Raw genomic sequence first — 22406 nt, forward strand, 5'->3', positions numbered from 1 at the left:
CAGATTGAAGTTTCTCAATCTGTACTTTTTGTATGAATAATTATGACATAAAATTTATTCTATCAACAAGTAGTCAAGGTTTACTGAACCGCCATCCTCAATGTCTCTTTGAAGAGAAATGGTATTTGCACCGCTGTTTAAGTGTACCGAAGCCTGTACTTCTGACCAATTGCTCCAGCTAGTAAATCTGCTGAACTTAATTTGGCTGGTCTTTACAGCGTTAACGTAAAGGCTAAGGGATTTCTCAGCTTCGCTGGCGTTTGCGTATCTAACCTTGATGATATAATCTCCTTCTTTTGGAACATTTACAGTAAAAAGTGCTTTTGCACCAATATTACCATACCCGCATACAAATCCTGTTCCTGAATATCCGCTGTGATCGTTTGCCACAACTGCATTACCTGATAAACCAGCATTTTCCGCTTCATACTTAAATTTTGATGTTTCATCATCAGGAATGGTAACATCAGGTATTGTTCCAGGTTCTATCAACAAGTAGTCAAGATTAACTGAGCCACCATCCTCAATGTCTCTTTGAAGAGAAATTGTGTTCTCTCCGTTGTTTAAAGGAACAATTGCCTGTGCTTCCGACCAAGTGCTCCAACTGGAAAGTCTGGCAAATTTAATTTGACCAGTCTTTTTCCCATTAACATAAATACTAAGTGATTTCTCAGCTTCGCTGGCATTTGAATATCCAACCTTTATACTATAATTACCGCTTTCTGGAACATTTACAGTAAAGAGTGTTTTTGCACCATCATTACCATATCCGCATACAAATCCTGTTCCTGAATATCCGCTGTGATCATTTGCCACAAAAGCCTTGCCAGATAAATTAGCATTTTCAGCTTCATATTTCAATTGTGATGCATCATATGGAACATTCCCAGCAATTAGTTTTCCTGATTCAAACACTGCGATATATGGATTTTCAATATATTCTCTTGTAGCTATGGTGTATGAATGGTCATTGGATTGATCAAAATTTGACCAGTCCTTCCTTGCTACTCTGCCCTGAAAAATTACTTCAGATTGTTTAGGCCATATGGCACCGGAAGTTGAAATGGTTCCTGAAGACGGCTTGATCTCAAAATACGTGTCTGCTTTAGCTGACGCAGGTGAATGAGCATTAAATTTGGTACTCATTGAGCCCATGCTAACGTAATCAGTGTAATATACAAGTGGTTTGTCACTATCCTTTGTGAAGTAATATCTGATAGTTATTTTTGACAGATCTATATTACTTGTACCTAAATTCACAAGCTTAATGTTTGCATAGATCTGATTTGAATTGGCCGCTGTACCATTGTTGTTGTATAATACTTTCAACTTGCTAGGAGCTGCAGCGAATGATACATTTACAAAAATATTACTCATAAGCAAAAAGGCAGTTACTAAAACTGCAGAAAGTTTTTTGAGTTTCATTATTAAATTACCCCCTATAATTATCAAATATTATTTATCTATCTCTCTATATATACTAAGAACAATAAACCTCCTCACTTAACAAATTTGTGCATCAATAAGCACATAAAATAATATGAACTTATATAAAAATCAAGATTTTAACGACATATAAAAAATAGATTATTTTATAATTGATATTGTAAATAGGAATGAAAATTTGCAAACCAATACCAATTAATATAAACCAATATTTTAAGTATAAATATCTTATAAACCTTTGTCAATAGATTCCATTGCGTACATTTCTATTTGTCTTGAAAGATATAAACACTCAATAATGCTTTGGTAATTCAGTTGAGGACTTGAAGCTGAAATAATCATTATCGAAAGTGTAACAATGCAGATTGTTTCCATAATTAAATAAATTTGTATTTTTTAATATTTAATGATAATATTTAGACTAGAATTCAAAAAAATTTTTAATATATATTAAAAGTGATTAATCTTTTTCATTTGTCTATCGCAAATCTCGCTAAAACCGTTCGTTATTTGCTTTGCCAAATGCAAGATCATTAAGCTTTTAATATAGTAGGGGACTTATGAGTATTGGATATATAGTTCATCAGTTACTTCAGTACATTATACCGGCTACAATTGTAGTGTGTGTTTTATTTGCTTTTGCAGGTGCATGTTACTTCTTTGTCTATAAAAAATTACTTAAAGGCACTAAGGCGATTAACAAAACTAAGGTGATTTTTAGTATATTACTCATTGTCTACTTGTTAGTTGTATTCGGTTTAACCTGTAACAGAGGGGCAGGAATAGAGAGCACTGTTAATTTGGAATTATTCCGCAGCTACAAGGATGCTTGGTATACCTTTACAGTAAGAGCATGGCAGTTTATCATATTTAATATTGTGTTGCTTATACCTTTGGGGGTTATATTGCCTTTGATTAACTGTGCATTTACAAAAATCAGATGGGCTTTGGCGGCTGCTTTTTTATCGAGCCTTTTTATTGAAGTGATTCAATTTATGGCAAAATTAGGTATATTTGAGCTGGATGATTTGTTTCATAACACATTAGGTGGTATGATTGGATATTGCATATTTATGTTTGGTTACAGGATTATTAAAGGAACTGATAAAAGCGGTGAAAATGCTAATGATCATGTACGTGGAGCCTCTGCAGCTAAATTTCTTGTTTTACCGTTAATTGTAATAGGGGCCTTTTTAGGCATATTTATAAAATACAACTTACAGGAGTTCGGAAACATGCCTATAATGAAGGATACAGGTGCGGACATGTCCAAATATACAATAGAATTATTGGCTGACATTAGCAATGAAGAATCATTTGCTCCTATATATAAGTATGATCATAGCTGGGACGAGGAGTTTGCCATATCACAAGCACAAAAAGTAATGAAGGACTTGAATTTGCCTCCTTTTAAAAGTTATTTAATTCAAGGAGAAGATATATTTTTTGATTTTGATAATAGTTCGCATTGCAGTATTTGGTGGGATAGATCAAATGGAACATGGAATTATTCCAACCATGCGACCGAACCAGATAGTAGGAATGTCATTAAAAGTGAATATGAAAAGTATAAAATTGCACTTGATTTTGCAAAAAGTCATAATATTTCATTGACCAATGCTATATTGGATTCCATTAATAAATATAATATTACTTTTAATATAAATACAGATGAAAATAATAAAATAAAAAATGTGTCAGGAAGGATTGTATTTGATATCTCCGATGCTGGATTTGTAAGGAGCATCAGACATGGTGTATATGAAAACAGCTTTGTAAGAAATGTTGATATTATTAGCCCTCAAAGTGCCTATGAGAAAATTCTGAAAGGTAATTTTTATGATTGGGAAGATGTACCAGGTGGTAAAATTGAAATAAATGATATAAAAATATCTTATCTTTATGATACAAAAGGTTTTTATCAACCGGTTTATGAATTTAAAGGAATTCTTAATGGCAGAGAATGGAATACTTGTATTGCTGCCATGAAATAATTTATGGATTTTGTTGGGTTTTGCAAAAGAATGGAGGACAATGGAAAGGGTACTACAAAGGAGAATACAAAATTTTATAACTTGGAAGCTGTAATTACAGTAGGCTTCAGGAGCAAGGAAGAGTAAGGGAAAGCAGAGCTTGATTTTGTTGGAAATATGATGTACAATCAATGTGAAACATATGTTCTTGGAATCGGAGGGATATTCTTGAAAATTTTCAGTACAATAATTATAATTACAGTTGTTTTTGCTTTGATGAAGTATTTAGGGGAAAGCACTAAAAAACATGCTGCTGTTGTTAGTGAAGGTACTATTATTCTTAAAATGAATCAGGCTTATGGAGTAATAGGATATATTGGTATAGTTTGCTCTGCAGTAATTGGTGTAATTGCGAGCCTTGGAACTGTTAAGTCAGTTCAGGATTTAATTATAGTTATTGGACTTGTTTTATCTTTTCTAGCCCTAAGTATGCCTCTTGTACTAATTTCAAAGAAAATGAAAATAGAGGTTGATGAAGAAAAAATAAAGCACTTTGGGATAACAGGCAAAATTAAAACAATTTATTGGAATGAAATAAAAACAGTAAAATTTAGTAAGACTGCACTGGAATTATCTTTAATTACAGATAAAATAAAAGTTAAATTACATATGCATCTTATCGGTTTTAACGATATGGTCAACATAATGAAGGCAAAGATTGACTATTCTTTATACAGAGATGCTTTAATTGAAATCGAAAGTGTAAATAACAGAATTAATAAGGGATTTTGAGAAATTTTAAGTAAGTTAATACTAGAACTTTAATGAACACGTACAGAATATGTTAATGATCATGTTAATGATGTCCATAATGAGAGCTCCTATTCTCATTATGGCTTTAGTAATTCTCTATATCTCACATATCCTTTTTAAATCCTATTTGTCACTTTTAGACAAGCCGGAATACTTTTCTATCATATTATCATCCATGCCGTCCTGCAGCATCTTTTTTGCTACTTCAATACTATTCTTCTTTTTCCCTTGTTGCAAACCTTGCTGTAAGCCCTGCTGTAAACCTTCTTCTCTTGCACCTGTAATTCTGGTCACTTCATCGTGAATAGCCTTTTCTCTTAATTTATAATACCTTCTTTTTTCATCATTTGTACCAAGGTATTCCAATACCTTTTGTGACTTTTCTATAGCTGGCTCAGCCTTTATAGCCATATCCAACACCTCCTTGGGCCAATCATCCAAAAATAAAAGTCACCTGTCCAAAGGTTTACTCATACTCGCTGGTCTTAGTAACGCAAAATTATAACTCTTTTCAGCTTATAAAAAAATTGTTTACATGAAATAGAAAAGTGGTATAATTAAACATAGTTAAAAAAATAACGAAGGTGAATTATGTCAAACCAAAATAGAATTGCAGTAATAGGTATAGTAGTCAATAACCGAGAAGAAACCGCAAAGAGAGTTAATGACATTCTAAGCGATTATGGTAATATAATTGTAGGCAGGATGGGGCTTCCATATAAGGAAAGGGAGATATCTGTAATATCAATTATTGTAGACGGCACTAATGATGAAATAGGTGCTTTGACAGGCAAGCTTGGAAACATTCCTGGTATTAAGGTTAAAGTGGCATTGACCTACTGATTTAAGTGCTACTTATATATGATGGTAATATGGTTAATGCAGCAAGCATATATATTGCTATTGCTGATAAATAAAAATAACAATTGAATTCTTAAAATGGGTAATACCTGACGAGAAGGAGATATCTTATCGAAGGGGGATTAATTATGCTATTGTTTTATGCTGATTCTTCCTGACGTTTGGGAGGAATTTTTTAATGTGTGGGATATTATGGTGTGTTCTACACAACAATTTCTCACGACAACAATCAATGTTGCAAAATTGCAAGCGATTTTATTATGTCTAGAAAATTTTGAATAAATAGGGAGCTGATTGTATGGTTGATTATATAAATGAAGAGCTTATATTTTCTCTTCTTGAAAAATCCAAGAAAGTTGATGAATCGGAAATTAAGGAAATTATAAATAAAGCAAAAAATTGCAAGGGTCTTAGCCTTGAAGAGGTGGCAAAGCTTCTTTATGTTGAAGGCGGTGAGCTTCTAGACGAGATATTTGATGCAGCGAGATATGTTAAAAACAAGGTATATGGTAAAAGGGTTGTGCTGTTTGCTCCGCTCTATACCAGCAATGAGTGCACAAACAACTGCCTTTATTGCGGCTTCAGAAGGGATAATAAAGAGCTTCATAGAAAAACCCTTTCTCTCGATGAAATAGTTACTGAAGCGAAAGCCATAGAGGCACAGGGTCATAAAAGAATTTTGCTCATATGCGGGGAGTACCCTGGAAAAACAGGTGTGAAGCATTTGACAGATGCTATGGATGCAGTTTACAAATGTGGAGATATAAGAAGAATCAATGTTGAGGCAGCTCCCATGAAGATTGAGGAATACAGGCAGCTTAAGGAGCATGGGATAGGTACATATGTAATTTTCCAGGAAACATACAACAGAGATGTTTACAAAAAGATGCATCCAGTAGGGCTCAAAGCAGATTTTGATTGGCGTATAACAGCCATTGACCGTGCATTTGAAGCAGGCATTGACGATGTTGGGGTAGGTGCACTTTTAGGATTGTACGATTACAGGTTTGAGGTGCTGGGGCTTTTAATGCATATAGACGCATTTGAAAAGAAATATGGTGTTGGACCTCATACAATATCAGTTCCAAGACTTAGGCCGGCTTTGGGATGGGGGCTCGATGAAATTCCTTACCTTGTAAACGATGATGATTTCAGGAAAATTGTTGCTGTATACAGACTTGCAGTTCCTTATACGGGAATTATTTTGTCAACAAGAGAAAGTCCTAAGCTTAGAGATGAACTATTGTCACTTGGAGTTTCGCAAATTAGTGCAGGGTCTAAGACGAGCCCAGGCGGATATGCAGAGGAAGAGGAAAAAGCCGACCAGTTTGAGGTGAATGATCATAGGACACTTAACCAAATGCTTGAGACCATATGTGATAACGGATATATTCCAAGCTTTTGTACCGCATGCTATAGAAGGTGCCGTACAGGAGAAGCCTTTATGGAATATGCCAAAGAGGGAGAAATTCATGAGTTTTGCCAGCCCAATGCCATATTGACTTTCAAGGAAAACCTTATGGACTATGGAACTGATGGCCTTCGTACAAAAGGTCAGGAAATAATCAATAAGGCACTTGATGAAATTGAAGATGTAAATATTAGAAAGTCAACAGTGGAAAAGCTTAAGGAAATTGAAGGTGGCAAGAGGGACATTTACTTTTAGAATGGATGTGTTTAAATGGAGAATAAGGATTTTTTGATTGTTGCACATAATACAGCTGGTATGCTTTTAATCAATAAAACCCTGCAAAATGAAAATATAAATACCGATCTGGTTCCTGCACCACCGCAGACGGGCACTATTTGTGCCATAGTAGTTAAGATAAAAGGAAATGATCTGGAAGCGTCTAAAGGCATATTGGAAAAAGAAAATGTCCCTTATAGGGATATTATAGAGGATAGGAAATTAAAGCTTCAGGGATTGATTGATGAAAAGCTTGGTATTGCAGTATCAAATGAATTTTTAAGCGTTTTAAAAAAGATAGAAAACGGTGATGAACTGGAAAGGAACGATATAGTTTATCTCTTGAAGACTGATAAACCCAAAGAGGTAGATGTAATATTCTCTACAGCAGACAGGATAAGAAAAGAGATGGTTGGAGATGTGGTTGAAATTAGAGGTGCCATTGAATTTTCCAACTACTGCTGTAAAAGCTGCAGCTACTGTGGTATAAACGCAGGTAATAGGTCTGTTGCAAGATACAGAATGTCGGAAGAGGAGATATTGAAGGTTGTTGACAGCCTTCATGAGGCAGGCATAAAGACAGTTATTCTTCAATCGGGAGAGGACCCGCTATGGTCCACTGAAAGAATAATTAAACTTATCAGGGCTATAAAAGAAAGAACCGGAATGAGAATCACTTTAAGCGTTGGTGAAAGGACTAAAGCCGAATATGAAGAGCTAAAAGCAAATGGTGCCGACAACTTCCTTTTAAAAATAGAAACGACAAACAGGAAAATATTTAAGGAAGTCCATCCTGACGATGATTATGACAGGAGAATCCAATGCTCTAAATGGCTTAAAGAGCTTGGGTATATTAATGGTTCAGGTAATATTATAGGCCTGCCTGGGCAAGAGATTGAAGATATTGCAGGAGACATAATGTACTTTAAGGAAATGGGAATAAACATGATCGGTATAGGTCCTTTTATTCCTGCAAAGGGAACTCCTTTGGAACATTTGCCACATGGAGATATTAAGCTAACGGTAAGAACCGTTGCAGTTACCAGAATTGTTTGCAAAAAGGTTTATATCCCTTCAACCACTGCATTAGCTTCATTGGATAAAGATGCACAGGTTTGGGCTTTAAATGCAGGGGCAAACACCATTATGCTGATTAATACCCCTGAAATATACAGGGGCAGTTACAGAATATATGACAACAAAAATATGGTAGATATGGAATCTGCCATTTATGCAGTGAGAAAGACAGGGAGAAAGCTTCCCGCTTATTTACGGTATAGTTGAAGAATTACTTATCCTATGAGCGTGTGTTAACGAGTTAAGTTAACACGAAAGCGAAGAAGGGTAAGTTATTTCTTAAGTATACCAAAGACATAATTGAAGCGATAATTACTTGAAAATATAGAGGTTGATGATCGATGAGAAAAGAAAAGGATATGTTAGGCGAGATGTTGATACCGGATGAAGCCTACTATGGAATTCACACGGCCAGAGCTTTGGAAAACTTCCATATAACAGGAAGGCATATTCACCCTGAACTTATTAAGGCACTGGTTATGGTAAAAAAAGCAGCCGCCATCACAAATGCCGAAGTTGGACTTTTGGATAAGAATATGTCAAATGCCATATGTGGAGCTTGCGATGAAATAATATCAGGTAGTTTTATGGAGCAATTTGTAGTAGATCCGCTACAGGGCGGTGCTGGGACATCTGCCAATATGAATGTGAATGAGGTTATAGCAAACAGGGCAATAGAGCTTTTAGGCGGAAACAAAGGCGATTATTCCATTGTTGATCCCTTAGACCATGTTAACATGTCCCAATCTACAAATGATGTGTTCCCAACTGCTGTTCGAATAGCTTCAATTAAAATGTTAAAGCCTGTAAGCGAGCTTTTTTCACAGTTGCAAACGGCTTTGCAGGAAAAGGAAGAGGAATTTTCAACGGTTATTAAAGTTGGAAGGACCCAGCTTCAAGATGCGGTGCCTGTACTGTTAGGCCAGGAATTCGGTGCATGGGCACAGGCAATATCCAGGGACAGGTGGAGAATATACAAGGTTGAAGAAAGACTGAGGCAAGTGAACATAGGGGGTACAGCTGTCGGAACAGGTATGAATGCAGACAGGAAATACATATTCCTTATGGTTGAAAAGCTCAGGGCATTGACTGGAATAGGTCTTGCAAGAGCTGAGTACATGATGGATCCAACCCAAAACAATGATGTATTTGTTGAGGTGTCGGGACTTTTAAAGACCTCTTGCGTCAATCTTTCAAAGATTGCCAATGACCTGCGGCTAATGGCATCAGGGCCTAGGGCGGGCTTAGGTGAAATAGCACTTCCTCCTGTTCAGGCAGGATCATCAATAATGCCAGGAAAGGTTAATCCTGTAATTCCTGAGGCTATAAACCAAATTGCTTTTCAAGTAATGGGAAATGATTTGACAATTACTATGGCAGCCCAGTCGGGACAGCTTGAGCTAAACGCATTTTTGCCGGTAATTGCACACAATCTCCTTGAAATGTTGGATATATTGAGAAATGGTATTGAAATATTTATAAATAAATGCATAAAAGGAATAGCAGCTAATAGGAAAAGGTGCAGAGAGATGATGGAAGAGAGCTATGTACAGGTACCTGCCCTTATAAGGCATATAGGATATGGTGAAGCATCAAACCTTGCAAAGGAATGCGTGGCGGAAAACAAAAAATTAAGGGATATACTTATCGAAAAGGCAGTTTTAGATAGTGAAACAATTGACAAAATATTAAATCCGTTAGAACTTACAAAACCTGGTATACCAGGGATGGGAAAGAGGTAGGTGGTTTTTGTGAATAATACACCGGTTTCAGAGAGAATGCACATTGCAATATTCGGAAGGAGAAATGCAGGAAAATCGAGCCTAATTAATGCACTTACAGGTCAGGAGATTGCAGTTGTTTCAGATGTCCCGGGAACAACTACGGACCCTGTTTATAAAACAATGGAGCTTTTGCCCATAGGCCCGGTAGTCATAATTGATACGGCAGGAATGGATGATGAGGGTGATTTAGGAAACTTAAGGGTTGAAAAAACATATGATGTATTAAGAAAAACCAATTTTGCCATAGTTGTAGTAAACGCACAGGAAGGCATTACAGATTTTGAACTGGATTTTATAAAAAAGGTAAAAAGCAGGGATATTCCGGTTGTATGTGCAATGAATAAGGTAGATTTAAGACCTTTGTCAGGTGATGATATAATTGAAATAAGAAATAAGGTCGGGATACCTGTAATAGGTATTAGTTCCCTATTGAAAACAGGAATTGAAGAACTTAAAAAAAATATTTCGGAAAATGCAGTATATGATGATAAGGACTTAAGTATATGCGGGGATCTTATAAAGCCGGGAGATTTTGTAGTTCTTGTTACGCCAATAGATAAGGCGGCACCTAAGGGAAGATTGATCTTACCGCAGCAGCAGACAATAAGGGATATTATTGAAAACGATGCAATGGCCGTTGTTACTAAGGAATATGAGCTTAAGGAAACAATTGAGAACCTTAATAAAAGACCGTCTTTGGTAATAACAGACTCACAGGCTTTTTTGAAGGTTTCGGCAGATGTTCCTGAGGATATTCCTCTAACATCATTTTCCATACTGTTTGCAAGATATAAGGGTGAACTTATGGAAATGGTAAGAGGCCTCAAGAAGATAGAAAACCTTAAAAGCGGCAGCAAGGTCCTTGTTGTGGAGGGCTGTACTCACCACAGACAAGCGGATGATATCGGAAAAGTTAAAATTCCAAGGTGGGTTAGGCAGTTAAGCGGTGGAGAAGTTGAGTTTGAGTGGGCTTCAGGTAATTTTTTCCCAAAGGATATAGATAAATATGACTTGATTATTCATTGTGGAGGTTGTATGCTGAATAAGCAGGAAATGCAATACAGGATAAACTTCTCAAAAGCAAACAATGTAGCAATTACCAATTACGGCATGTTAATAGCATATGTCCAGGGCATACTGGAAAGGGCATTAGCTCCGTTTCCGCTGGCCTTGATGATATTGGAGGAATAGGTGAGTGTATGATTTATCTTGATAATGCAGCAACATCCTTTGTAAAGCCTGATGCTGTATATGAAGAAATGATGAAATGCATGAAGGAATATGGTGCGAACCCCGGAAGGGGAGGGCACTCTTTGTCTATAAAGGCTTCTATGGAGGTAATGCGAGTAAGGGAAATAATAGGTATGTTATTTAATATAAAAGATCCAATGAGAATTTGTTTTACCAAAAATGCAACAGAAGCTTTAAATGTAGGAATATCAGGGTATCTTAAGGAAGGGGATCATGTAATAACCACATCCATGGAGCATAATTCCGTTATAAGACCCTTAAATACATTAAAAAGAGATAGAAAAATAGAACTTACAGTAGTTCAGTGCAATGAATACGGAGAAATAGATGTTGAAGATATCAAAAGGGCAATTAAGCTAAATACCAAACTTTTGGTAAGTACCTTGTCGTCAAATGTAAACGGTATAATAATGCCCGTAAAAGAAATGGGGAAAATTGCTAAAGAAAAAGGAATATGCTTTTTGTTGGATGCTTCACAGGGAGCTGGCTCCATAAAAATAGATGTTGAAGAGATGTGCATTGACATAATGGCATTTCCTGGTCATAAAGGCCTCTTAGGTCCGCAGGGAACAGGTGCAATATACATAAGAGACGGGCTGAAGCTGTCGCCAATTATATATGGTGGTACAGGAAGTTATTCTGAAATTATATACCAGCCGGAAATGCTGCCGGACAATATGGAAAGCGGAACACTAAACACTGCTGGTATTATTGGATTAGGAGCTGGTATTGAATATATCGAAAAAGTTGGAATTGAAAAAATTAAAAAAATTAAATATAATTTGGTTAAAACCTTGCATGAAGGTATAGAGGAAATTAGCAAGATAAAAATTTACAGTAAAAACGATATAGATTCTAATTCAGGTATTGTAGCCATAAACTTTATTGATATTGATTCCACTGAAGTAAGCTACGTACTTGACAGGGTTTATAAAATTGCAACCCGTGCAGGACTGCATTGCTCATTATTTGCACATCAGACGTTAGGTACTGTTAAAACCGGTATTGTAAGATTCAGTCCCGGTCCGTTCAATACTATAGATGAAATTGATATAACTCTGAATGCTTTGAGAGAAATTTCGTGTAATATATGAAAAATTAATTAGTGTTTTGAAATTAATTAATAATTTTATGAAAAATATTAATTATATCTAGAAAAATGTTAAAATATTGTGTATAATGAATTAAAATAATGAATTTTAAAAGACAAAAAACCAAAGCAGGAGGAAGAGTATATGGATAATAGAACAAAAGGCATTATAGGAATTATATTGGCTGTTGTAGTAGTTATAATTGTATTGAGGGTTCTGGGCTTTCTTGTAAAACTTTTAATGCCCCTTATAATTCTTGCAGCAATAGGATTCGGAATATATTATTTCATTAGTAAAAGAAGATAAGGTATTATCAAATAATTAACTGGTCAATGGGGCATTTCAAAAAGCTGAATTAATGATATTATACAAAAAACATTTTTTGAAATGCCCTAATAAGTTCATAGAAGTTGCTGTTAAGCCAGCATTTAGCTGATCATAAAATGAACGATAAAGCAAATTATAGACCTTAATAAGCAATTCATTAAAATGTAAGTTTGTTAAATGGATTGTTTTATTAAGGTTATAGTTTTTTAACCTGATTTATAATGAATGCTTTTTTCTTAAAACATATGTCAAAAATAGTTTTATAAATGTCGAAAGTATGATAAAATTTATTTTATCTTGATATATTTTTTTGTATATTTATAAAAGGGGTTAAAAATGACTAAAATTCTGTTGATTTCATTTGATGATACTGCAGGTTATTACAGTGAAAGATGGTTTAAAAAAATTTCTTGTGAAATTTTAGAAGCAAAAAACAAAAGTGAAGTAATTAAGCTGATGAATCAAAATATTGATATCAAGCTTATAATGCTTAGCATGGATATGGATTCAAAAAAAGCATTAAGTATTATTTCCTATCTAAAAAGTATTGATATTAGAGTATTTATGATTGCTGTGTCTCAAAGTTCCGATTTTAACTTGGCCAGGGAAGCATTCAGGCATGGTGTTTCAGATTACATGCTCTATTCGGAATTAAATAGCGGATATTTTAAGAAGCTGCAAGCACGATTTAGTGATATTGAAAATAAAAAGTCACAGGAGGCAACAACCTCAAGTACGGATTTAAGCACTTCCAAAGATAGATTACTTAAGCACATGCTTGAAGTAGAAAAAAATTATGATATGGAAGACGCAATGAATAAATTTGGCATCAAATTAAAGTTGAATAATTTGATTTTGTGCTATTTATGGGTTGACGACTTTCAGTCTATAAGTGAAAAATACGATGGCAATACAATAGGAGATTTTTCTGATAATGTAAAAAGGCATATTGATACGACAATACGGGATATATGCTGTGGAGAAAGTGTTGTCCTGTCACCCCAGGAATATCTTCTATTTATGTCTTTAGAGTACAATAATATGGAAGATCTGATGGACAGAGTATATGATATTATAACTGTTATAAATACCAATCTTCATGATTCCATGGAAATCAGTGTATCGACAGGTATCAGCTCCCTTGGTACAGGAGATAAAAATATCAGAGAGCTTTATGAGGAAGCAAGATATAATGTTAAGCTCAGGTTTGTGTTTGGTAAAGGTACAATTATTACTCCCGAGATATCAAAGAAGATTACACCGAAAAAGATTGACAGCATATTTGGTAAAGAAGAAAAGTTTATACGAACATTGATAGAAGCGGATAAAGAGAAGGCACAATATGAGCTTGAAGTACTCCTTAAGCTTATCAGGAATTCAGATCCTGGAAGACTTGATAAAATCTATGCAAGCTATATGGAGATAATCTATATTATTATAAAGTTCATTAATGAAAAATGCTACGATACGGTTGAGGTTTTTGGACAAAATCTAGATTTCTACGATATAATAGCCAAATTTGAGACCCAGGAAGAGATTAATGAATGGATAAAGGATATAACTGATATTGTTGTCAGTTATCTAAAGGAAAAACGTGATGTTAAGGTTAACAGGGCTATACTAAGGGTTCAGGAATTTATTCGCAACAACTACCATAATGATCTGACTCTTAAGATGGCAAGTGATTTTGTTGGTTTGAGTGAAAGCCACTTAAGCAATATATTTACTAAAAAAACAGGGCAAACTTTTACCGACTACCTTACTTCGGTAAGGATAGAAAAGGCCAAAGAACTTCTAGAAACCACCAATTTGAAGGTTTATGAGGTAGGTGTTAGCATAGGCTATGCCAATGTGGAGCATTTCAGCAGGGTTTTCAAAAAATTCACAGGTTTAAGCCCAAATAATTATAAAAACTCATAATATAAGGAATGACTAAAATATTACTAAACCTTTTTCCATGCCTAAAACAATTTAGTGCATATTATGCCAAAAAAGAGCATTGAAACGACAACCGATCTAAACTAAAATAAATATAGAAACATTTTGTAAAATTAAATTATGATTTTACTTATTTTGGGAGCATAAACTCCCATTTTCGTTTTAATTTATCATTTTCTGATCAATTCTTATCTTCAATTTAGCCAAATATAAAAAAAGATTTGCAAATCTTTGGAAATAAGGATAGAAATGTAGAAAAAGGTTTACACATTTTTGCCTTATTTGATATAATATTCTTAGTGTTTCATATAATAAAGATGATTACAGCTAAAGATGCTTATTTAAGGCTTCGGCATGTTTGGGTTGGTGATCTTTAAATATTTATTTTTTTGGGGAGGATGATTATTTTTATGTTATTAAAGGATGGGAAAAGATATTCTAATGTAAAAAAGATAATTTGTTTAATGCTTGTGCTGTTCAATATGCTGGTTTATTTGCCGGTAATTTCATTTGGAGCAGACGGCCCTAGTTTAAATGTTGGTTCAGCAACTGGTAAAAAATTGGATATTATTGATATACCTATTAAATACTCAAATATACCTAGTAGTGGAGTAGGGTATTTCAGTTTTACCCTTAAATTCGATAAGTATTGTTTAAAGAAAAAAGAAATTATAAAAAATTCAAGAATAATAAATAATTTAGCAGCAATAGATTTAAAAGATGAAGATGGAGATGTATGCGGAATTGAGTTTTCGTTTTTTTCACTACAAGAGGATGTATTAAATAATAATGAAGAATTTGCTAAAATTCGGTATGAGATTATAGATAATTCTAATAGCGATTTAACTATTGAAGATTTAAAGGTATGGACTTACATTTATAATAGTTCTAAAAGAAGATATGAGCTTTCTAAAATAGATTGTGTAGGGAATAGTGGGAAAGTTAGTATATCTGCATCTAATTCGCCTACACCAACAAATACGCCCAAAAACACACCAACAAATACACCAACAAGCACACCTAAAAATACACCAACAAACACACTAACAAACACGCCAACAAACACACCTACCATAAGTACAACATCAACTCCGACACCAACACCAAGTAAGAATCTTGAAAACGGTCTGTTAGGAGAGTACTATCAGTGGGATGATGTGGATACCAAGCCTTTTGATAAAAATCTCAAACGCTTTGAAAGGGTAGATAAAGAAATTAATTTTGATTGGGGTACTTTAGGAATAAAAAATGCTGATGGTATTAGTACGCCGAGTGATTATTTTTCAGTAAGGTGGACAGGTTACTTTGTTCCAGAATACAGTGGAAATTATAAATTCCAGACAAAATCTGATGATGGAGTCAGATTGTATTTTGATCAAGATGGTGACGGAGATGTTACCTGCTTGTTTGAAGATTGGAAGAATCATTCGGTTACAAAAAATGAAAGCACTGCAATGAGTTTGAATAAAGATAAAGCATATAAGATAGTTTTGGAGTATTATGAAAATGATGGAGAAGCTAGTGTTCAGCTTTTATATTCGCTAAACAATTATGGTTATGTTATAGTTCCAGCAGGGCAGTTAAAAACTGTTGATCCATCCAAATTAAATCCAACATCGACAACAAAAGTAACACCGACACCTACATCAACTGCGGCAAAAACATCAGCAACGCCAACAAAGGCATCAACAACAGCAATACCAACACCTACAGCGACTTCAGCACCGTATATTCCACCTTCATCAGGAGGGACAACAATAACTTTACCAACTGCAGTACAGCCTTTACCAACTGCAGTACCACAGGTTATACCAAGCGACTTGTCCCTAGCGTTAAGTTCAGACAAGACAGCATACGATGCTGGCCAGAATATTTTGTTTTCAATTCATTACAGAAATAGATTAAGTACTGAGGTGGGCAATGTAAAGCTTTCGGCAGATATACCGCCTAACACTACATTTGTAGATAGTTCAGGGGGGGTTATAGCAGGAAATAAAATTACATGGGATTTAGGTACTCTGCAAGGAAATAATGAAGGCACTGTAAAGTATACCGTCAAGGCTAATTCATTTGACGGTGCGGATAAAGAAACAACTGTTACCGCCAACATCAGCAGTACAAATTCTACTGACAATACGGTGGATGATAACAAATCAGTATTGAAGATAATGTTATATGCTAAGAAAGCAATTCTTGGCAGTCATAAAAAATACATTAACGGTTATAAAGACGGTACATTTAAGCCGGATAAACCAATTACAAGGGCAGAGATATCAGCTTTAATAGTAAGGGTTTCGGGACTAAGTCCAGTTTCAGACAAGCAGATCTTTAAGGACGTAAGTAAAGATCACTGGGCATTTAAGGAAGTTAATGCTGCAGTCAGCAACGGGTACTTCAAAGGGGCGACAGCTACACTGTTTAAGCCAGATTCAAATATTACAAAGGGAGAGCTTGCTGCGGTTATATGTAGATGCCTTGGTATGGAAGAGTCATCTATTGATGAGGCAGACTTCTTCTTTAGCGATACAAAGAATTATTGGGCAGGTAAGTACATTGAAGAATTGTACAGATGTAAAATAGTAGTTGGAAGTGCTGGAAAGTTTTATCCTAAAAATCAGGTAACAAGAGCGGAAGCAGTTACAATGATTAACAGGTGGCTTTACAGAGGGCCTTTAAATGGAAAAACACTACCGTTTAAGGATGTGCCGACAAGCCACTGGGGATACGGCCATATTGCAGAGGCTGTATTTGATCACAAATACTCCAGAGATCCAAAAGGCGGAGAAAAATATGAGGATTAAAAAGTAAAAAATAGTGATAAATAAAAGATTGGTGAAGCTACCAATCTTTTATTTATCACTGAGAAATTATTGTGTATTCACATCGCAATTTCTCACAAAAATAATTATTACAAAACATATTAAATTATTTCAACTTTTCCTTGACAAATTTAAATTGGTAAACTAAAATTAGGTGTAAAGTATTTTTACTTTACACTGAGGATTGAATAATATGAATGATGTATTTGAAATAGGGTTGCTGATGGATTTCTATGGACAGCTTCTTACAGAAAAGCAAATGGAAATTCTGGATTTACATTACAATAATGACTACTCCCTTGGGGAGATTGCTGAGGAACTTGGTGTAAGCAGACAGGCAATTCATGATAACATAAAACGTGGAAAAGCAATACTTTACGAATTTGAGCAAAAGCTTGGGCTTCTTCAAAAGTTTACCGAGCAAAAAAGAAAAGCAGTGGAAATATTGGAATTATTAAAGGGAATAAACATAGATAAGCTTGATAATAGTGGTAAGGAAAGTATTGGCAAGATACAAGAAGGTGTTGAATTCATTATCAACAGAATCTAGAGGAGTTTTGATATATGGTATTCGAAGGGTTGTCAGGAAAGTTACAGGAAGCTGTTAATAAGCTTCGTGGAAAAGGAAGAGTAAGTGAAAAAGACGTTAAGGAAATGATGAGGGAGATAAAGTTAGCCCTCTTGGAAGCAGACGTCAATTTTAAAGTGGTAAAGGACTTTATAGGAAAGGTATCCGAAAGATCTGTAGGTCAGGATGTCTTGGAAAGTCTTACACCAGGCCAGCAAATAATTAAGATTGTTCATGAAGAGTTGATAGAGCTTTTAGGCCGCGAATCAAGCAAGGTTACCTTTTCACCCAAGTCTCCCACAGTTTTTATGATGGTGGGTTTGCAGGGGTCCGGTAAAACAACTACATCTGGAAAGCTGGCAAGTCTCCTTAGAAAGCAGAATGCAAAAAAGCCTTTATTGGTTGCATGTGATGTTTACAGACCTGCGGCTATTAAGCAGTTGGAGGTTGTAGGAGGACAGCTTAACATTCCCGTATTTAACATGGGCGATAAGGTTAATCCGGTGGAAATTGCCAAAGCAGCAATAGAACATGCAAGATTGAAATTATATGATCTGGTTATAATAGATACAGCAGGACGTCTTCACATAGACGAAGAGCTTATGAATGAGCTTGTTGGCATTAAGAAAGCTGTTATGCCTCAGGAAATCTTGCTGGTAATCGATGCAATGACAGGCCAGGATGCGGTAAATGTTTCCCAGAGCTTTGATGAAAAGCTTGGGGTGGACGGTATTATCCTTACCAAGCTTGATGGTGACACAAGAGGTGGGGCAGCATTATCTGTCAAAGCAGTTACAGGAAAGCCTATAAAGTTTGCCGGTATGGGCGAGAAGTTGAGCGATTTGGAGCCGTTTTTCCCTGATAGAATGGCATCAAGAATTCTCGGTATGGGTGATGTGTTAAGCCTTATTGAGAAGGCACAGGATGCTTTTGATGAAAAGAAAGCCCTTGAATTAGAAAAGAAAATGCGTACCATGCAGTTTACTTTTGAGGATTTTCTTGACCAAATGCAGCAGATTAAGAAAATGGGGCCTCTTACACAGATATTAGGCATGCTGCCTGGTGTAAACACCAAGGCATTGGAAGGTGCCGGTCTTGATGAAAAGAAAATGGGCAGAGTAGAGGCTATTATTAAATCAATGACCAGACAGGAAAGAAATGATCCTGCTATAATAAACGGAAGCAGAAGAAAAAGAATAGCATTTGGAAGCGGTACAACTATTCAGGAAGTAAACAAGCTTTTAAAGGAATTTGAAGAAATGAAAAAGCTCATGAAAGCTATGGGAGATATGAGCAAGTTTGGTAAAAAGGGCAAAGGAAGATTCCGCATGCCGTTTTAGATGGATAGTGATTGAAAATTAATTTTGTTCATAAAAAACATTATTCTTTAAAGGAGGTGAAAAACGTGGCAGTTAAAATGAGATTAAAGAGGATGGGTGCAAAGAAAAGTCCTTTCTACAGAGTAGTTGTTGCTGACTCAAGATATCCTAGAGATGGTAGGTTTATTGAAGAGATTGGTACTTATAACCCTATAACTGATCCAGCTCAGATTAACATTGACAGTGAAAAAGCTCAGAAATGGTTAAAAAATGGAGCTCAACCCACTGATACTGTTAAATCATTGCTGAAGAAAACAGGTGTTATATAAGTTCTATAAATTATTAGCCAGTGGTTGCTGCTACATATAAGGGGCTACTCCATATATGTGCACATGTGTAGGATATTTGGAGGTCGTACAATGAAAGAACTACTTGAATTCATAGCAAAATCCCTAGTTGATGAGCCGGATATGGTTTCAGTTAATGAGGTTGAAGGCGAACAGTCAATTATCCTTGAGCTCAAGGTGGCTAAGGATGACATGGGAAAAGTCATCGGAAAACAGGGAAGGATTGCCAAGGCAATACGAACTGTTGTAAAATCGGCAGCAGTGAAAGAAAATAAAAGAGTTGAAGTTGACATAATCCAATAAGTAGCCTTTGTATACTGCTATCGGATTTACTTCACATATTCTAGTACAGATAAACACTTTAGACATTTTAAATAGTCTAAAGTGTTTTATGTATTATGTTTTACTAAGTCACGGCTTTATAATATTTTGAGGTGAAGATTTATGAGTGAATTTATACAGGTTGGAAAAATAGTAAATACCCATGGGATAAAGGGTGAGGTAAAGGTTATACCTCTAACGGATGATCCAAGAAGATATGATGAATTGAATGAGGTTTTTGTAGGCACTGATAATAAAAAAGAAGTATTTAATATAGAAAATGTCAAGTATTTTAAAAATACTGTTATTATAAAATTCAAAGAGTCAAGCGATATGAACTATGCAGAAAAGCTCAAAGAGATGTTTATATACGTTGACAGAAAAAATGCGGTGAAGCTTCCTGAGGGCAGGTACTTTATATTTGACCTTATCGGCATTGAGGTTTCAGAGGTCGACGGTAATAAGCTTGGGGTGCTTGTAGATGTACTTCAGACCGGAAGCAATGATGTTTATGTGGTTAAAAACGATGAAAATAAGGAAATTCTTATACCTGCACTAAAGAGTGTCTTAAAGGAAGTATCCATAGAAAACAAAACTATGAAAGTAGAGCTGCCAGAAGGTCTTCTTGACATATACCTGAAATAAGTAATGACTAGAATGTTACTAAGTAATGACTAAATTCACAATGTAAAAAGGAACAATATGCTATGAGATTTGATGTATTGACCCTGTTTCCCGAATCATTCAACCTGGTTATGTCCGACAGTATAATCGGAAATGCAAGGGAAAATGGATTAATAGAAATTAATACAATTAATATACGTGATTTTTCAACCAACAAGCACAAAAAAGTTGACGATTACCCATATGGCGGAGGAAGCGGAATGGTTATGACGGTTCAGCCTATATATGATGCTTTTATGTCCATAGTAAGCAGTGTTGGATATAAGCCCAGGACCATATATATGTCGCCCCAGGGTAAGGTTTTTAACCAGAAAATGGCCCAGGAAATTAAGTGCTATGATCATGTGGTGTTGCTATGCGGTCATTATGAGGGAATTGATGAAAGGATCATAGAAGAAATTGTTGATGAGGAGATTTCAATCGGTGACTATGTTTTGACTGGGGGAGAACTGCCGGCTATGGTTGTAATTGATTGTGTCAGCCGCCTGGTACCTGGTGTGCTTTCAAGTGAAGATTCTTACACCGAAGAGTCCCATTACAATGGTCTCTTGGAATATCCCCAATATACAAGGCCTTATGAGTTTATGGGAAGAAAGGTTCCAGATATACTGTTATCCGGTCATCATGCAAATATAGAAAAATGGCGAAGAGAACAATCAATTGAAAGGACCCTACGAAAGAGACCTGATTTGATGAATAAAGGATAAAAATAATTAGTTGGTAAATTTATCACAAAAATTTAAAATAGTTATTTACATAAAAAAAACATTGTGTTATAATACATCAGTGTGTATTACGGGCGGTCCTCTGCATTGTAGTGCAAGAACGTCTAGGCAAGGGAGGAGGACGAAAAAATGGATATAATTAAAGCAATTGAAAATGAACAATTAAAAACTAACCTTCCACAATTAAATGTTGGAGATACAGTAAGAGTTCATGTAAAGGTTAAAGAAGGAAATAAGGAAAGACTTCAGGCTTTCGAAGGTACCATAATTGGTAAAAAAGGCGAAGGCTTAAAGGAAACTTTCACTGTAAGAAGAATATCTTATGGTGTAGGAGTTGAAAGAATCTTCCCTGTTCATTCACCTAAGCTTGACCATATCGACATAGTTAGAAAAGGTAAGGTAAGAAGAGCAAAACTTTACTATCTCCGTGAAAGATTAGGAAAAGCTGCGAAAGTTAAAGAAAGAATTGATTCTAAGGCTTAATGAGAAAATAAAAAAGGGACGAAAGTCCTTTTTTTTGTATTTATCAAGGCTGAAATATATTTAGTATAGTCATTACTAATTTTATATGTTGTACACAAATAATGACTTAGCAATATATTAATCATTTCTAAGGATAGGGTGTCTAAATGGAAAATAATCACAACTATAATGAAGAGAAAATAAAATGTGATGAACATGGTAAAAATATGCCTGTTATGAAAAATATAATCCAATGGGTTGGAATTATTATTCTTGCATTGTTTATATCGCTTCTGATTAGAGGTTTAGTATTTGAATTCGTTACAGTTGACGGACCTTCAATGCAAAATACCATGTTTTCAGAGCAGCGGCTTATGGTTTATAAGCTGGGTTATGCCATATCCTTTCCTAAAAGAGGCGATATTATTGTGTTTAAGTACAAGGAGGGGACTAACCCTGTTTTGCCTTTGGTTGACAAAATACCGCTTATTAATGATATTATTCCTAATAAGGATGAAGAGGACTACATAAAAAGAGTAATAGCAGTACCAGGTGATAACGTTGATATAAGGGACGGGGCTATTTATGTTAATAAGGTAAAACTCGTGGAACCCTATGCCATTGGAAGGACAGATGTGTTTTCAGGGCTTAAGTTCCCTATAGATAGTATACCTAGCGATAAGTTGTTTGTGGTAGGGGATAACAGGGAAATGAGCTCCGATTCCAGAATGATTGGTCTGATTGATATTAGTCAGGTAAAGGGAAAGGCTGTATACAGGATATACCCATTAGACCAGTTGGGAGTACTTGAATGAGGGATGACTAAAAAAACTAAAAAATAGTTGAAAAAATTAAATTAAGTAATAATTAAATTAAATAATAATTGATTATAAGATTATTTAATATTAAATAT

At 35.2% G+C, this 22406-nt stretch carries 22 protein-coding genes; 20 read left to right on the forward strand and 2 right to left on the reverse strand.

All coding sequences use genetic code 11. The features are described from left to right. Positions 1–54: 54 nt before the first annotated feature. On the reverse strand, positions 55–1425 hold the full coding sequence (locus tag Bccel_RS03080) for a CBM35 domain-containing protein (protein WP_036942937.1): 1371 nt from the start codon (positions 1423–1425) through the stop codon (positions 55–57). 581 nt (positions 1426–2006) lie between these two features. Here Bccel_RS03080 and Bccel_RS03085 point away from each other — a divergent pair. The 3 genes from Bccel_RS03085 (at position 2007) to Bccel_RS03090 (ending at position 4211) form a co-directional block, all read left to right on the forward strand. Further along, positions 2007–3440 (forward strand): VanZ family protein, encoded by a 1434-nt coding sequence (locus Bccel_RS03085; RefSeq protein ID WP_036942939.1) that lies wholly within the window; start codon positions 2007–2009, stop codon positions 3438–3440. A gap of 3 nt (positions 3441–3443) precedes the next feature. Next, the gene (locus tag Bccel_RS31205; RefSeq protein WP_162181904.1) at positions 3444–3566 is read left to right on the forward strand and encodes a virulence RhuM family protein; all 123 of its coding nucleotides are present in this window, start codon (positions 3444–3446) and stop codon (positions 3564–3566) included. Positions 3567–3647: 81 nt separating this feature from the next. Then, complete coding sequence (locus Bccel_RS03090) at positions 3648–4211, forward strand: hypothetical protein (RefSeq protein ID WP_036942941.1); 564 nt, start codon at positions 3648–3650, stop codon at positions 4209–4211. 144 nt (positions 4212–4355) lie between these two features. On the opposite strand, the gene Bccel_RS03095 is transcribed toward Bccel_RS03090, so the two are convergent. Next, entirely contained in the window at positions 4356–4643 is a 288-nt protein-coding gene (locus tag Bccel_RS03095; protein WP_036942944.1) for a hypothetical protein, read from the reverse strand. A 180-nt stretch (positions 4644–4823) separates the two neighbouring features. Here Bccel_RS03095 and Bccel_RS03100 point away from each other — a divergent pair, with 180 nt between their 5' ends. The 17 genes from Bccel_RS03100 to lepB all read left to right on the forward strand — a co-directional run bounded on the left by Bccel_RS03100 (position 4824) and on the right by lepB (position 22308). Further along, entirely contained in the window at positions 4824–5075 is a 252-nt protein-coding gene (locus tag Bccel_RS03100) for a TM1266 family iron-only hydrogenase system putative regulator (protein WP_036942946.1), read from the forward strand. Positions 5076–5391: 316 nt separating this feature from the next. Next, positions 5392–6759, forward strand: coding sequence for a [FeFe] hydrogenase H-cluster radical SAM maturase HydG (gene hydG, locus Bccel_RS03105; RefSeq protein WP_036942949.1), 1368 nt, complete (start codon positions 5392–5394; stop codon positions 6757–6759). 15 nt (positions 6760–6774) lie between these two features. Then, positions 6775–8064 (forward strand): [FeFe] hydrogenase H-cluster radical SAM maturase HydE, encoded by a 1290-nt coding sequence (gene hydE / locus Bccel_RS03110; protein WP_036942951.1) that lies wholly within the window; start codon positions 6775–6777, stop codon positions 8062–8064. Between the two features lie 134 nt (positions 8065–8198). Continuing rightward, positions 8199–9599, forward strand: coding sequence for an aspartate ammonia-lyase (locus Bccel_RS03115; protein ID WP_036942953.1), 1401 nt, complete (start codon positions 8199–8201; stop codon positions 9597–9599). A 9-nt stretch (positions 9600–9608) separates the two neighbouring features. Continuing rightward, on the forward strand, positions 9609–10832 hold the full coding sequence (hydF, locus tag Bccel_RS03120; protein ID WP_036942955.1) for a [FeFe] hydrogenase H-cluster maturation GTPase HydF: 1224 nt from the start codon (positions 9609–9611) through the stop codon (positions 10830–10832). Positions 10833–10840: 8 nt separating this feature from the next. Beyond that, positions 10841–11986 carry an aminotransferase class V-fold PLP-dependent enzyme gene (locus Bccel_RS03125; RefSeq protein ID WP_036942957.1) on the forward strand — a complete coding sequence of 382 codons (1146 nt, stop codon included), beginning with the start codon at positions 10841–10843 and terminating at the stop codon, positions 11984–11986. Between the two features lie 141 nt (positions 11987–12127). Beyond that, on the forward strand, positions 12128–12289 hold the full coding sequence (locus tag Bccel_RS30045) for a hypothetical protein (protein ID WP_154673475.1): 162 nt from the start codon (positions 12128–12130) through the stop codon (positions 12287–12289). Between the two features lie 357 nt (positions 12290–12646). Next, positions 12647–14230, forward strand: a complete 1584-nt coding sequence (locus tag Bccel_RS03130; RefSeq protein ID WP_036942959.1) for a helix-turn-helix domain-containing protein — start codon at positions 12647–12649, stop codon at positions 14228–14230. A 428-nt stretch (positions 14231–14658) separates the two neighbouring features. Beyond that, complete coding sequence (locus Bccel_RS03135; protein WP_036942961.1) at positions 14659–17049, forward strand: S-layer homology domain-containing protein; 2391 nt, start codon at positions 14659–14661, stop codon at positions 17047–17049. Between the two features lie 211 nt (positions 17050–17260). Next, positions 17261–17617, forward strand: coding sequence for a putative DNA-binding protein (locus Bccel_RS03140; RefSeq protein ID WP_036942964.1), 357 nt, complete (start codon positions 17261–17263; stop codon positions 17615–17617). A gap of 14 nt (positions 17618–17631) precedes the next feature. Then, positions 17632–18975, forward strand: coding sequence for a signal recognition particle protein (gene ffh / locus Bccel_RS03145; protein ID WP_036942967.1), 1344 nt, complete (start codon positions 17632–17634; stop codon positions 18973–18975). A gap of 65 nt (positions 18976–19040) precedes the next feature. Continuing rightward, positions 19041–19283 (forward strand): 30S ribosomal protein S16, encoded by a 243-nt coding sequence (gene rpsP / locus Bccel_RS03150; RefSeq protein WP_036942969.1) that lies wholly within the window; start codon positions 19041–19043, stop codon positions 19281–19283. A 90-nt stretch (positions 19284–19373) separates the two neighbouring features. Then, positions 19374–19604 carry a KH domain-containing protein gene (locus tag Bccel_RS03155; protein WP_036942970.1) on the forward strand — a complete coding sequence of 77 codons (231 nt, stop codon included), beginning with the start codon at positions 19374–19376 and terminating at the stop codon, positions 19602–19604. A 141-nt stretch (positions 19605–19745) separates the two neighbouring features. Further along, positions 19746–20267 (forward strand): ribosome maturation factor RimM, encoded by a 522-nt coding sequence (gene rimM, locus Bccel_RS03160; protein ID WP_036942972.1) that lies wholly within the window; start codon positions 19746–19748, stop codon positions 20265–20267. A 62-nt stretch (positions 20268–20329) separates the two neighbouring features. After that, positions 20330–21013: a tRNA (guanosine(37)-N1)-methyltransferase TrmD gene (gene trmD, locus Bccel_RS03165; protein WP_036942975.1), complete on the forward strand. Its 684-nt coding sequence runs from the start codon at positions 20330–20332 to the stop codon at positions 21011–21013. A gap of 147 nt (positions 21014–21160) precedes the next feature. Beyond that, the gene (gene rplS / locus Bccel_RS03170) at positions 21161–21514 is read left to right on the forward strand and encodes a 50S ribosomal protein L19 (protein WP_036942977.1); all 354 of its coding nucleotides are present in this window, start codon (positions 21161–21163) and stop codon (positions 21512–21514) included. Between the two features lie 146 nt (positions 21515–21660). Next, entirely contained in the window at positions 21661–22308 is a 648-nt protein-coding gene (gene lepB / locus Bccel_RS03175; protein WP_050753044.1) for a signal peptidase I, read from the forward strand. The last annotated feature ends 98 nt before the right edge of the window (positions 22309–22406 follow it).

The organism is Pseudobacteroides cellulosolvens ATCC 35603 = DSM 2933 (assembly GCF_001262605.1).
Lineage (GTDB): Bacteria > Bacillota > Clostridia > Acetivibrionales > DSM-2933 > Pseudobacteroides > Pseudobacteroides cellulosolvens.

What these genes read in the sequence shown, in the direction of transcription:
- Bccel_RS03080 (WP_036942937.1), bottom strand. Translation starts at nt 1,425, where the DNA reads ATGAAACTCAAAAAACTTTCTGCAGTTTTAGTAACTGCCTTTTTGCTT.
- Bccel_RS03085 (WP_036942939.1), top strand. Translation starts at nt 2,007, where the DNA reads ATGAGTATTGGATATATAGTTCATCAGTTACTTCAGTACATTATACCG.
- Bccel_RS31205 (WP_162181904.1), top strand. Translation starts at nt 3,444, where the DNA reads ATGGATTTTGTTGGGTTTTGCAAAAGAATGGAGGACAATGGAAAGGGT.
- Bccel_RS03095 (WP_036942944.1), bottom strand. Translation starts at nt 4,643, where the DNA reads ATGGCTATAAAGGCTGAGCCAGCTATAGAAAAGTCACAAAAGGTATTG.
- Bccel_RS03100 (WP_036942946.1), top strand. Translation starts at nt 4,824, where the DNA reads ATGTCAAACCAAAATAGAATTGCAGTAATAGGTATAGTAGTCAATAAC.
- hydG (WP_036942949.1), top strand. Translation starts at nt 5,392, where the DNA reads ATGGTTGATTATATAAATGAAGAGCTTATATTTTCTCTTCTTGAAAAA.
- hydE (WP_036942951.1), top strand. Translation starts at nt 6,775, where the DNA reads ATGGAGAATAAGGATTTTTTGATTGTTGCACATAATACAGCTGGTATG.
- Bccel_RS03115 (WP_036942953.1), top strand. Translation starts at nt 8,199, where the DNA reads ATGAGAAAAGAAAAGGATATGTTAGGCGAGATGTTGATACCGGATGAA.
- Bccel_RS03125 (WP_036942957.1), top strand. Translation starts at nt 10,841, where the DNA reads ATGATTTATCTTGATAATGCAGCAACATCCTTTGTAAAGCCTGATGCT.
- Bccel_RS30045 (WP_154673475.1), top strand. Translation starts at nt 12,128, where the DNA reads ATGGATAATAGAACAAAAGGCATTATAGGAATTATATTGGCTGTTGTA.
- Bccel_RS03130 (WP_036942959.1), top strand. Translation starts at nt 12,647, where the DNA reads ATGACTAAAATTCTGTTGATTTCATTTGATGATACTGCAGGTTATTAC.
- Bccel_RS03135 (WP_036942961.1), top strand. Translation starts at nt 14,659, where the DNA reads ATGTTATTAAAGGATGGGAAAAGATATTCTAATGTAAAAAAGATAATT.
- Bccel_RS03140 (WP_036942964.1), top strand. Translation starts at nt 17,261, where the DNA reads ATGAATGATGTATTTGAAATAGGGTTGCTGATGGATTTCTATGGACAG.
- ffh (WP_036942967.1), top strand. Translation starts at nt 17,632, where the DNA reads ATGGTATTCGAAGGGTTGTCAGGAAAGTTACAGGAAGCTGTTAATAAG.
- Bccel_RS03155 (WP_036942970.1), top strand. Translation starts at nt 19,374, where the DNA reads ATGAAAGAACTACTTGAATTCATAGCAAAATCCCTAGTTGATGAGCCG.
- rimM (WP_036942972.1), top strand. Translation starts at nt 19,746, where the DNA reads ATGAGTGAATTTATACAGGTTGGAAAAATAGTAAATACCCATGGGATA.
- trmD (WP_036942975.1), top strand. Translation starts at nt 20,330, where the DNA reads ATGAGATTTGATGTATTGACCCTGTTTCCCGAATCATTCAACCTGGTT.
- rplS (WP_036942977.1), top strand. Translation starts at nt 21,161, where the DNA reads ATGGATATAATTAAAGCAATTGAAAATGAACAATTAAAAACTAACCTT.
- lepB (WP_050753044.1), top strand. Translation starts at nt 21,661, where the DNA reads ATGGAAAATAATCACAACTATAATGAAGAGAAAATAAAATGTGATGAA.